Source organism: Methylobacterium variabile (genome assembly GCF_001043975.1).
GTDB classification, from domain to species: domain Bacteria; phylum Pseudomonadota; class Alphaproteobacteria; order Rhizobiales; family Beijerinckiaceae; genus Methylobacterium; species Methylobacterium variabile.
In genome coordinates, this window is sequence record NZ_LABY01000087.1 from 25,056 (window position 1) to 36,856 (window position 11,801).

Consider the following 11,801-nt stretch of genomic DNA (forward strand, 5'->3'; position numbering starts at 1 on the left):
TCAGATTTATCAAGCAGGGATGGGTATGACGCTTGTGTTGTTTGGCTGCTCAAACATGGACGATTGTGAAATCAAGCGAATACGCTGGTATCGACGACCGCCTTAGATGCAAAATATATCTACGATAATTTCACATGGATATGCATGGCACGAGGCAAAAAAGGGATCTGATCGGCCGAAATCGTCGATGGAGCCGTCAGCCGTACCAGCATCATCTGCGCTCAAGGTCCGCCGCCGCCACCGCCACGTCGCAGATCGCACCAGCGGCCATGATCCTCGTATCCTGCATAGCAGGCGGTGACACAGGCTCCGGCCATGAATTTCAACGGAGGCCTACAGCTCAGACGGTAATCGCCTTGCGCGCTACCGTTATCGCTGCGCAGCAGCAGCAGAGAACCCGCGAAAGCCATGATGCTGACACGTACAGCAACGTTCATCGGATCCCCCTATGGGCCGTTGCCCGACTTGGTGGACCATCCGCGCTTTTCCATCACCTGAGCCCGCGCCGGTATCACGGCCCGCCGCGCCGGATCGGCCCATGCGAAGCGAAAACCCGTCCGCCCGCGGACAGGGCGCCCGGCAGTGGCACGCGGCGCACGCAGCAGCCACAGCCGGCTGGATGGGCAACTGATGCCCGGCGCGACGGGGCCGCGCTTGGCACAGGTGCACCGTCGGCGACACGGCGACCTGCGTGGCCGCCGCCGATGGCCGGTGCGCTCATGAATGCCCGTGTCGCCCCGGCGCCGCATTCCGGGCAGGCGCACGGATCCCGAAACTGCGCCATCGGCCGCATGGCCGTGAACGGCCCGCAAACGTCGCAAGCGTAGTCGTAGATCGGCATGGCGTCCTCACGCTCGGAGCCCATTCGGCAAGATGGCGGATGAGCCAGGCGAGCGGCTGCCCGCCCGGCGTGGCGGGTCATGCGGCTGGCTTGAGGATCACCTTGGTCCAGCCGTCATCGCGCGCGTCGAAGTGCCGGTAGGCGTTCGGCGCCTCTCGCAGCGGCAGCTCATGCGAGACGATGAAGGACGGCTTTGCGCGACCGGCCGCAATGAGGTCGCGCAGTTGCCGGTTATAGGCTTTCACGTTGCATTGGCCGGTACCGATCGTCTGACCCTTGAACCAGAACAGGCCGTGATCGAAAACGATTTCGCTCTGCTTGTAGAGCGGGTCCTGCGGGGCGGGGTCCTGAGGCGTGTAGACACCGACCACGCCGATGCCGCCGGTGAATTTCACCGACTTCACGAGATCATTCATGGTCATGTTGGGGTGCTCGTGACCCTCCGGGTCGTGGGCCTGGTAGCCGACGCACTCACAGCCGCGGTCAGCTCCGACGCCGTTCGTCAAGTCGAGCACTTGGGCGACCGGGGAGCCTTTGGAATCGTCGATCGGTGTGGCCCCGATCGAGTCGGCAAGACGCAGGCGGTCAGGATGACGATCGACGACCATGACCATGCAGGCGCCCTTGATCATCGCCGCGTGGGCCGCCATGAGGCCGACCGGCCCGGCCCCGTAGATGACGATCGATTCCCCTGGACGCAGTCCTGCAAGCTCGGTGGCGTGCCAACCGGTCGGAAAGATGTCGGCCAGCATCACATAATCGTTCTGCCGCTCCTCCGCATCCGGCGGTAGCTTCAGGCAATTGTAGTCCCCGTAGGGGACCCGCAGCAGGTCGGCCTGGCCGCCCCGATACGGACCCATGCCGGCGAACCCGTAAGCGGCGCCGGCCATGTTCGGCATGACGCTTCGATCCGCCGTCGTCAGGCAGAAGGCGCTCAAGCCACGCTCGCAATTCTTGCAGAAACCGCAGCCGATATTGAAGGGGATGGCGACCCAGTCGCCGACCTTCACACGATCGACGGCATCGCCCACTTCGGCCACCTGGCCGAGGTTCTCGTGCCCGAACACGCCGCCGCGCTGGAAATCCGTACGGCCCTCATACATGTGCAGGTCGGAGCCGCAGATGTTGGTGCTCGTGATCCGCACGAGCACGTCGGTCGGCCTCTCGATCCGAGCGTCAGGCACGTCCTGCACCGCCACATTGCGCGGGCCGTTATAGACGACTGCTCTCATCGCGCACTCCCAGCTCGAAGTATTGTACTAGATAAACGAGGATACATGCCGCCCGGCGTTGGAAAATCCGGGCGATACCTACGGTGTTATCCGTAGCGCGATCGGGAGCCTCTTTCATTGGGGTGGAGTCACCATCCCAACAGGCTTTAGCGATTGCAAGTCTTGAACGTCTGATCTTGGGCAGCCGCCGGAGCCAGCCGCTCGCTGTGATGGTCAGAATTGCTTTCGTCCCTCGGTACGGGCGGAAGCAGACGTTCGAGGCCCAGCGCGACGCCACGCTGGATCGGCCACGAGGCCGTGGTGCTCGTTGGGGCTTCGGACGGTGCACGGTAGAGGAGGTCTACCGCATGCCAGAAGGCTGCGCGCTCGGCTGGCGCTACGCCGCTCAGGACGACCCGGATGTCCGACATCGCGTCAGCAACATCTGCGGCGAGGTCCTCGGGCATGAAAAGGTCTCGGGGCGTGAAAGAGTCTCGAGCAGCAGCCATGTGGCGCCCTCATGTGATGCCTTGTGAACGCTTCACGTCTCAGAAGATGAGCATGAGAGGAGTATGGCGCTGCCGGCGTCAATGGGACGGATCCTAAGGCAACATACTCGGCTGCTTGTCCGTCCGGCATCTCCCTAGGGAGTGATCCGGGTGTCGCAGTGGCGGGACGACACCACACTGAGTTCGACGCACGGCTAAGGAGGAGCAGCATGGGTGCGAATGGCATGCATGCATTCGACGTGACACTGCCTATGACGCCCCCGTGCCTGGCCGATCTGATACGGCGCGCGACAATCGGGCCCAGCCGTCCAGTGGCGCCTCATCAGCTCGGCGCTGTGCCGCGGATGGTGCGGGATCGCGAGCCGGCGGAGCGACGGGCGGGGGATTTCGTCAATGCTGTCAGAGATAGCGAGTGAGATCCTGGCGTATTTGCGCAGCACACATCGGCTGCCCGGAGCACGCCTGCGCATCACGACGCTGGACGAACGGTTCGGGACCGACCCCGCGGTCGCGGTGGCGATCTCCGAACTCGCGCACGCCGGCTATGTCGCGACACCGGACGCCGGCGCGATCGAACTGACGCATCGAGGATACGAGGCCTTGATGCAAGGAGAGCCGTGACTTGATCCCGAAAGATATCGTTCCCGCAGGACATCTTTCATGCAGACGGAGGAGCGGACATGTCGAAGAATATCGTTGGCGGCAATGAAGAACGTCTGTTGCTCGATCTGATCGCCGAAGGCATGGCGGTCGTCGATCGAGACGGAACCCGGATCGGGTCCGTCGACAAGGTTGAAGGTGGTCATCTCAAGATCTGCCGTGCGGACCAGGAGCCTCGAAACCAGCACCAATACGTGTCAGCCGACTGGATCGCTGCCGTCGATGATCGGGTCAGACTGAACCGCACATTCGATGAGGCAAAGCGTCTGTGGGCGAGCGAGCCCTACGCGAGGCGGCACCATCTTCAGCGAGCGATCTGACGCCGTCGCTCCCGGACGACGTGAGCGAACCGTCTGCCGCTGCGGAAGAGCGGCCTGCCCCGGGCAACACCGCGCAGCGGCTCCGTCGCCCGACGATCATCCGGACCGGGCGAGCCGATCATGGAGACCACGATGAGCCTCGACCTCTTGTTCCGCCCCTTCGAACACAAGTCGCTCCGGCTGCAGAACCGGATCGTCATGGCACCGATGACGCGCTCGTTCTCTCCCGATGGCGTTCCGACACAAGACGTGGCCGCCTATTACCGCCGACGCGCGCCTGAGATCGGGCTCATCATCTCGGAAGGCACCGTCGTCAACCGGCCAGCGTCGTCGAACGATCCTGCGGTTCCGCATTTCCACGGCGAACAGGCCCTCGCAGGATGGAAGCGCGTCATCGACGAGGTTCATGCCGCCGGGGGCACGATGGCGCCGCAGATCTGGCACATGGGAATCGTGGCCCCGCATGCGTCCGGGTGGATGCCGCCCAATCCCATGGAAGGCCCGTCCGGGCTCGTCGTCCCCGGCGAGGCCGGCGGGACCGAGATGTCCGAGACCGACATCGCCGAGACGGTCGCGGCGTTCGGCCGTGCCGCCGCGGACGCTCAGCGGCTCGGCTTCGACGCGGTCGAGATTCACGGTGCACACGGCTACCTCATCGATCAGTTCTTCTGGGCCGGCGTGAACCGGCGCCGGGACCGCTACGGCGGCGCGACCTTGCCCGAGCGCAGCCGCTTCGCGGTCGAGGTCGTGCGCGCGGTCCGGTCTGCGGTCGGTGAGGATTTCGCCGTGATCCTGCGCCTGTCACAGTGGAAGCAGCAGGACTTCGCGGTGAAGCTCGCGCGGACACCCGACGAGATGGCGGCATGGCTCACCCCTCTCTCTGACGCGGGAGTCGACATCTTCCATTGCTCGCAGCGGCGTTTCTGGCAGCCGGAATTCGAAGGCTCGGACCTGAACTTCGCGGGTTGGGCGAAGAAGTTGACCGGCAAGCCGACGATCACGGTGGGCTCGGTCGGTCTCTCGGGCGAGTTCATTGCCGCCTTTCAGGGCGAGAGCTCGCGTCCCGATCCGCTCGACGAACTCATTCGTCGTCTCACGCGCGGCGACTTCGACCTCGTGGCCGTCGGCCGGGCCGTGCTGTCCGACCCGCATTGGGTCAGCAAGATCCGCGAGGGCCGGCACGAGCAGTTGAAGGATTTCACCCGCGAAGCACTCGCCACGCTCTTCTGAGGACCATGCCTGCGGCGAACGGCATGTCGAGAATGGGTGGCGATGTCAGACATCCTACATTCGCGATATCAAGGCAGAAAATTAAAGTCTATGTTGCTGTCGCTTCACATTGGGCGATCGTGTGCTGCAGTTTTTTGGCCGGTATCATCGGGTGGAAACACCGCTGATTGCGATTACCCTGGCCAAACGACGGACAACACGAAGCCTCCCGCGATCATCCGTGCGAGGCCTACGGCCAATGCTCCTGCAACGATCCAGATCGGCTGCGCTCGGAGCCAGGTTACGCCGCTCAGCGCGGCGTGAAGTCCTGACGCCGGCGTCCGAAAGGAATTGCCCGAAAGCGGTGTCGCAGGCCTACAGCATCGGAAGCCGACGCGGCCGCGGTCCGAGCGGGAACGCCGCGTCGAGCCGTGCAAGTTCGGCGTCCGTCAGCGAGAGCGCGCCGGCGCCCGCGTTGTCGGCGGCATGCTCGGGGCTGGACGCCTTGGGGATCGTGAAGGAGGACGGCCACCGCACCAGGAAGCGGAGCGCGACCTGGCGTGCGGTCGCGCCGTGGTGCGCTGCGATGTCCTCCAACAGGCGGCCGCCCGGCGTGCGCGGGTCGGGGAAGCTGCCATGGCCGAAGGGGCTGTAGGCGACGACAGCGACGCCGTGCGCCTCGCACCAGGGCTGCACGGCGTGTTCGATCGCACGCTCCTCCAGATGGTAGAGCACCTGGTTGCAGGCCATCCGGCCCTCGCTCCCGGCCTTCCAGGCCGCATCGAGGTCGGGCACGTCGAAGTTGCTCACCCCCCAGGACAGGATCTTGCCCTGTTCGCGAAGCTTCTCGAAGCCGGCGAAGGTGTCCTCGAGCGGATGTGGACCGGGCCAGTGCAGGAGGTAGCAGTCCAGCCTGTCGGTGCGCAGGCGCGCGAGCGAGCGCTCGCAGGCCGCCACGGTCCCGGATTGCGAGGCGTTGCCGGGGAGAACCTTGGAGACGAGGAAAACCTCGTCACGCCGTCCGGCGGTCGCCTCGCCGACCACGATCTCGGCGTCGCCATACATCTCGGCGGTGTCGATGTGGGTCATGCCGAGATCCAGGCCTCGGCGCAGGGCGGCGACCGCAGTGGGCCGGTGCGCGTCGTCGATGTACCACGTTCCCTGGCCGATCACCGCAACCTCGCGCGGCAGGGGACCAAACGGGCGCCGCTCCATGGTCTCTCCTCCTCGCGCAGAAGGCGCGTGCTTCGCAGCGCCGATGGCGGCTCCGATCAGCCTGTCGATGATGCGGTTCAAAAACGTCGGCCGGAGCACCTTGGTTTGATCAGTATTGTCCCTCAGGTTGTTTCCGTTGCTGGCGCGAGCGGGCGAATTCCGGTGTGTCGCCGACGTCGTCCGCTCGGTGTCGTACGCCTCGCGCAGCGATTGGTCGGGCACGCCAACCCGCGACGGCTTCGATCCCGTGGCTGCGGGACCTAGAGCACTTCACGATCGCGCTGCCATCGCGAAGCTCTCTAGGTAGTTGATTTTGCCGCATTTTCTTCGACGAACCGGCACCCGCTTAGTCGGAAAACGCTCTAGTCGCCGTCCTGATTGGCGGGACGAACGCCGGCCGCGGTTGCGATCAGAACGGCCTCCGGCAAGGTGTGGGCGCCGAGCGTCTCCATGACCCGGGCGCGATAGATCTCCACCGTGCGTGGGCTCAAGCCCAACGTGCGGGCGATGGTCTTGTTCGTGCCGCCCGCGAGCAAACCCTCAAGCACGGCGCGCTCACGTGCCGATAAGGCTTCGATCCGCTGATGGGGCTCGTCGCGCGAACGGGTCCGCTCCGCGGCGACGCGGATTTCGGTCAGGGCCGTTCCGACCGCGAACAGCAGCCGCTCCGGTGTCCAGGGTTCCTCGAGGAAATCGACGGCGCCGGCCTTCATGGCGCGGACCCCGAATCCGACATCGCCCCCGCTCGCGCCGAGCGCCACCACGGGAAGGTGCGCCCGTGCCGCCTTCAGCTCACTGGCCACCACCAAACTCCCCGGCTCCTCGAGATCGAGCACGACGCAGCCCGGCATCAGCGACCCGGCGATCGTGAGAAGCGCCCGACCACTCGCAAATGCCTGCACCTCGTACCCGCCGGCTTGCAGGGCACCGACGAGTTCACGCCGGGCATCATCTCCGGCCGCGACGACGTAGGCGTGCAGGCCGGTGTCGATGGTGACGTCCTGCGCGATGCCACCCACCAATCGAACGTGCCCGCCGGTCGCCGGGATCGGGAAGAAGGTGTCCCGGATGCGGCGCACTGCACCGTCCGAGGCGCGCAGGATCCGGTACTCCAAGACGAGCGTCTCGCCGCTGCCGACGCAGTCCAGCGCCCGCGTGGCGGCATCGCGGTCGTCCGGGTGGACGCTGGCGAGCCAGCTCGCGATATCCGGCATGTCTTCGGGAGGCGTGCCCCAGACCTGTCTGAAGGCCGGACTGATGTAATCGAGCTGCCCAGTCTCGAGGTCGGCGAGCCAGAGAACGTCTGCCGTATGTTCGGCGAAGCGCCGGAACCGCTCCTCGCTCTCGCGCAGGGCCGCCTCGGCGCGCTTGCGCTCGGTGATCTCGAGCGCGGCCCCGGTGAAACCCACGGGGTGGCCGTTCTCGAACGTGGTTCGCCCGTAGGTGGAGACCCAGCGCTCGACCGAGTCCTCGATCCCGATCACGCGATACTCGATGTGGTAGACACCATCCCCGGCAGGGTCGGTGCATCGGTCCAAGGCTCTCTCGACCTGCGGCCGATCGTCGGGATGAATGGCGGACAGCCACAGGTCATGATCGATAGGGGCGTCCGGCGGCAGGCCCCACATGGCCTTGAGCCGCGCATCCCATTCCAGTGTGCCCGTGGCCGGATCCCAGCTGTAAGGTGACAAACCAACGAGATCGATGGCAGCCTGCAGCCGCGCCTCGCTCCGACGCAGCCGCGCAGCCGCCGTGCGGCGCAACTGCGCCAGGACGAGGTGGGTGTTCACCCGCGCCAGAAGCTCGCGCGCAGAGAAGGGTTTGACGAGATAGTCGTCGACCCCCTTCCCGAGGCCCTCGACGCGCGCATCCTCGGCCGCCCGTGCGGACAGCAGGATGATGGGGACCTCGGTGAAGTGCGAATCCCCCCGCAATGCAGCCGCAAGCTCAAGCCCGTTCAGCCCCGGCATCATGACGTCGGACAGGACGAGATCGGGCCGTTGCCGCCTTGCCGCCGCGAGCGCCGCCTCGCCGTCGGCCACCGCCTCGACCACCCAACCCTGCCCTGTCAGCAAGCGGACGAGGTAGCGGCGCATGTCGGCATTGTCGTCGACCAGCAGAATGCGTGCGTCCAGCACCTCGGTCGGCGTGCCGGCGAGCTCCGCTTCCTCCGACAAGCGCGACCGCGCCTCTGCCCGCTCCTCAGCCGGTCCTGGAAGCCATCGCAGCGCTTCCTCGACGAAAGCATCGGCCTGGCTCGCCGTCGAGCGGAGGCTGCGCGCTCCGCCGTTCCGCTCGGCGGGGAGATGGTTGGTCCCGAACGGAACCAGGACCGTGAAGGTCGTGCCGTGATCCTCTCTGCTCTCGACTGTGATGGTGCCGCCGTGCAGGCGAACCAGTTCCTGCACCAGGGCGAGCCCGATACCGCTGCCCTCGTAAGAACGGCTCTTTGGTCTATCGATCCGGTGGAAGCGTTCGAAGACGCGCGGCAGGTCCGCGGCCGGGATCCCGACCCCGGTGTCGCTGACCTGCAACTCGGCGCCACCTGATGTGGCGGTCAAGCGAACGGCGATGCAGCCCTTGAAGGTGAACTTGAAGGCGTTGGAGAGAAGATTGAGAACGATCTTCTCCCACATGTCGTGATCCACGTAGACCGGCTCCGAGATCGGATCGCAGGCGATGTCGAGCCGCAGGCCGGCGCGGTCGCAAGCCGAGCTGAAGCTCGAGGCCAGCTCTGCCGTGTAGCGTGCGAGATCGCAGGGCTCGTAGGAGGCTTGGGCCCGATTCGCCTCGATGCGCGAGAAATCGAGCAGGGTGTTGACGAGCTTGAGCAGACGCAGGCTGTTGCGGTGCGCAACCGTCGCCAAGATGCGGGCATCGGGAGAGAGCGAACCGTCGGGCTTGGCCAGCAGTTCCTCGAGCGGACCAAGCATCAACGTGAGAGGGGTGCGGAACTCGTGGCTGACGCTCGAGAAAAACACCGTCTTGGCCTGATCGAGTTTCGCCAGCGCCTCGGCCCGTCGGCGTTCATCCTCAAGGGCGCGTGCCTCCGCTAGAGTGGTTGCAATCTGCCCGGCTACCAAGTCGAGAAAGCTGCAGTAATCGGCGTCCAGGACACGCCGCGGGCTGGTTCCGACGATGAGGAAGCCCACCGGTCTCTGGTGGCCGGAGCTCTTTAACGGCAAAACGAACGCCGTTTCCACGGTGTCCGGCCAGAGGGGCGTTGTAAATCGGTAGCCCCGGCTTGGAAGATCCGACACCTTTGCAGCGCGAGACGTCTCCGCAACCAGGCCGAGAGGCCAGAGGCCTTCCTCCATTCCGGCCCCCCTGATGGGGTGAACCGCCGGAAATGGGGTGCGATCGCTAGGCAGTCGTGTGCCGGCGACTTGATGCGCTGCTATCTCCCCCTCGTCTAAGAGATAAAACGCAGCGAACGGGATATCCAAAGGATTGCCGTCCAGAACCTCAGCCGCATGGCGGCAAGCGGCTTCGACGGTCCGTTGTTCGGCACTTCGGGTCCCAAGATGGCGCAAAATCGATAATCGCCTCTCTCGGATGATTTCTTCGGTTGTTTCGTAACAGGCGCAGAATACACCTTCTATATTGTTATTTTTATCGTCCAATATCGGACTATAGCCAAATGTTACGTAGACTTCCTCATGCGGAACCCTTCGGGTAAAGAACATCTGGTAGTGTTCAACCCAAGTTGCCCTGCTGGCCTGTACATCAGCGTGCATCGGAGCGATCTCCGGCCAGATTTCGCTCCAGGCTGTCCTACCCGGCTCGCCTAGCATCGCCGGATGCTTAGACTTTCCTAAAAAAGGAATGTACGCGTCATTGTAAATAATTCTTAAATCTTTGCCGATCCACAGCAGAATTGGAAAGCGTGAATTCAAGCAAATGCTGATAGCTGTTTTGATGTTCTGCGACCATGACTCCGCCGGACCAAGTGGAGTAGCCGACCAATCTTTAGCGCGAATCAGCGCACCTAGTTCGCCGCCGCCTTTTAGAAAATTAAGCCCGTTTTCATCGAGCGAATTAGGTGTATTGTAGATCATTTCTCGTTCCGCCTTCAGCATACAGCCCAAATATGATCTTTTATTACTTCTCTTATTGCCTATATAAATTCTTTGGCATCGCTGACACCGCCGTTCACATCGTTAAACTTACGCTGCGTGAGAATTAAAATTGTTGAGCATGCAAGTTCCCAGCGGAAGTAGTTTTCATAGATACTAGTTCCAGCAAAATAACACGCGTTAAACTGCTCGCAGCACACGACGACAAAGCCCGTTCGCTATACGGTCCATCCGCAGATCGTCAGCAACCCTATGCGTCGCCGGAACCCTGCAGCGATGCTTCTAGTGCACTGACGCCTTCGAAAGGCGCACCTCCCGCCACTATTTCCGCAGCTTTCACAGTCTGTTAGCAAGCGCGCGCCTGGTGCGAATATCGGTGCCTGTGCACTAGGATCGCGTGCTGCCGTTTAGCCAGTGCCGTGCGAACGGCCGCGTTCCCCTGTCTGCGCCCCGAAGCGGCCCAGCCGCCTCCAGACAGATTCATTCGCGCGATGCCTGTCAGCCTACCAGTAGGCCGACGTTCCCCATGCTCAATAAGGGTCGGGAGTGGCGGTTTGGCGCCTGCCGACCCAATGTCGGCTCATGGCGCTAGATGTTCGGTTCCGGCATGTGGTGTGACGGATCAAGCCTGAGGCTTTCGGGCTCTTTCGTCCAGGTCTGGCAGATGAACTCGTAGGGCGTGAGGCCGCGCAGGGTCTTGAGCCGGCGTCCGTAGTTGTAAGCGTCTACGAACTGATCCTCCCCCGTTTTCACGGACACGGAGGTTAGCCTGCGTTCCGCTCGGCCTGCTCGGGCGTGATGTAGCCGAGAGCCGAGTGGAGGCGCTGTCGATTGTAGTAGCCCTCGATGTAAGCGAACAGGTCGCGCCGGGCCTCATCCCGGGTCACCCATCGTCGCTGGTGGACAAGTTCGACCTTGAGGGTGTGGAAGAAGCTCTCCATCGGGGCGTTATCGTAGCAGCAGCCGGCGCGGCTCATGGAGGGGATCGCCTGGATGTCGGCGAGTTGCCTGCGGTAAGCCTCCGCTGCGTACTGGCTGCCGCGATCCGAGTGACAGATGAGCCCGGCAGACGGCCGCTGCCGTTGGATGGCCATCATCAGAGCGGCCGATGTCAACTCTGTCCGCATGTGGTCGCGCATCGACCAGCCGACGATCTTGCGGGTGGCCAGATCAAGGACGGCGGCCAGGTAGAGCCACCCTTCTGCCGTGGGCAGGTAGGTGATGTCTGCCAGCCAGACCTGGTTGGGCAACGCGACTGAGAACTGCTGCTTGAGCAGATTGGAGGCGATCGGCAGGTCGTGTCGACTGTCGGTCGTGCAGGGCTGGAACCGACGTCCCGCCAGGGCCCGGATGCCGTGGCGGCGCATCAGGCGCTCCACCCGCCCACGGCTGGCTGTGCGGCCCTCCGCGCGCAGGGCCGCATGCACCCGAGGCGAACCGTATCGCCTCTGATGCCCGGCATGGATCCGCTGCACGTCGTCGAGGAGTTGCCGGTTGGAGGCCGACCGGGCGCTCTCGGGACGTGATCGCCAGCCGTAGTACCCGCTGGGGGACACTCCGAGCACGCGGCACATGAGACGCACCGGCGAGGTGGTCGCATGCTGCTCGATGAAGGCGAACGTCACTTGGGCATCTCCGCGAAGATGCCGATCGCTTTTTTTAGCACGTCGCGCTCCATGCGCGTCCGGTCGAGTTCGCGGCGCAGGCGGGCGATCTCAGCTGCCTGATCGGACGGCGAGGCAACCGGGCTCGTAGGAGCG

8 protein-coding genes and 2 pseudogenes are annotated in these 11,801 nt (G+C 64.1%); 3 read left to right on the plus strand and 7 right to left on the minus strand.

The window, feature by feature from the left end:
* Positions 1 to 511: 511 nt before the first annotated feature.
* The 3 genes from VQ02_RS35635 to VQ02_RS37070 form a co-directional block, all read right to left on the minus strand.
* Complete coding sequence (locus VQ02_RS35635) at positions 512 to 922, minus strand: FmdB family zinc ribbon protein (RefSeq protein ID WP_342447825.1); 411 nt, start codon at positions 920 to 922, stop codon at positions 512 to 514.
* Positions 919 to 2,073 (minus strand): glutathione-independent formaldehyde dehydrogenase, encoded by a 1,155-nt coding sequence (locus VQ02_RS13870; RefSeq protein ID WP_048444791.1) that lies wholly within the window; start codon positions 2,071 to 2,073, stop codon positions 919 to 921. The genes VQ02_RS35635 and VQ02_RS13870 overlap by 4 nt, the downstream gene beginning before the upstream one ends.
* A 146-nt stretch (positions 2,074 to 2,219) precedes the next feature.
* Complete coding sequence (locus VQ02_RS37070; RefSeq protein ID WP_157080619.1) at positions 2,220 to 2,519, minus strand: hypothetical protein; 300 nt, start codon at positions 2,517 to 2,519, stop codon at positions 2,220 to 2,222.
* A gap of 435 nt (positions 2,520 to 2,954) precedes the next feature.
* On the opposite strand from VQ02_RS37070, the gene VQ02_RS13875 reads away from it, so the two are divergent.
* The 3 genes from VQ02_RS13875 (at position 2,955) to VQ02_RS13885 (ending at position 4,771) form a co-directional block, all read left to right on the plus strand.
* On the plus strand, positions 2,955 to 3,182 hold the full coding sequence (locus VQ02_RS13875; RefSeq protein ID WP_048444792.1) for a hypothetical protein: 228 nt from the start codon (positions 2,955 to 2,957) through the stop codon (positions 3,180 to 3,182).
* A 59-nt stretch (positions 3,183 to 3,241) separates the two neighbouring features.
* Positions 3,242 to 3,541 (plus strand): DUF2171 domain-containing protein, encoded by a 300-nt coding sequence (locus tag VQ02_RS13880; protein ID WP_053080365.1) that lies wholly within the window; start codon positions 3,242 to 3,244, stop codon positions 3,539 to 3,541.
* A 132-nt stretch (positions 3,542 to 3,673) separates the two neighbouring features.
* Entirely contained in the window at positions 3,674 to 4,771 is a 1,098-nt protein-coding gene (locus tag VQ02_RS13885; protein ID WP_048444801.1) for an NADH:flavin oxidoreductase, read from the plus strand.
* Positions 4,772 to 5,125: 354 nt separating this feature from the next.
* Here the strand turns inward: VQ02_RS13885 and VQ02_RS13890 are convergent, their stop codons facing one another.
* The 4 genes and pseudogenes from VQ02_RS13890 to VQ02_RS13900 all read right to left on the minus strand — a co-directional run.
* Positions 5,126 to 5,965 carry an aldo/keto reductase gene (locus VQ02_RS13890; RefSeq protein ID WP_048444793.1) on the minus strand — a complete coding sequence of 280 codons (840 nt, stop codon included), beginning with the start codon at positions 5,963 to 5,965 and terminating at the stop codon, positions 5,126 to 5,128.
* 362 nt (positions 5,966 to 6,327) lie between these two features.
* Positions 6,328 to 10,023, minus strand: coding sequence for a response regulator (locus VQ02_RS13895; RefSeq protein WP_048444794.1), 3,696 nt, complete (start codon positions 10,021 to 10,023; stop codon positions 6,328 to 6,330).
* 606 nt (positions 10,024 to 10,629) lie between these two features.
* Positions 10,630 to 10,773: pseudogene (locus VQ02_RS37075) on the minus strand (IS481 family transposase); the annotation flags it as partial.
* Positions 10,774 to 10,805: 32 nt separating this feature from the next.
* Positions 10,806 to 11,801: pseudogene (locus tag VQ02_RS13900) on the minus strand (IS3 family transposase); the annotation flags it as partial.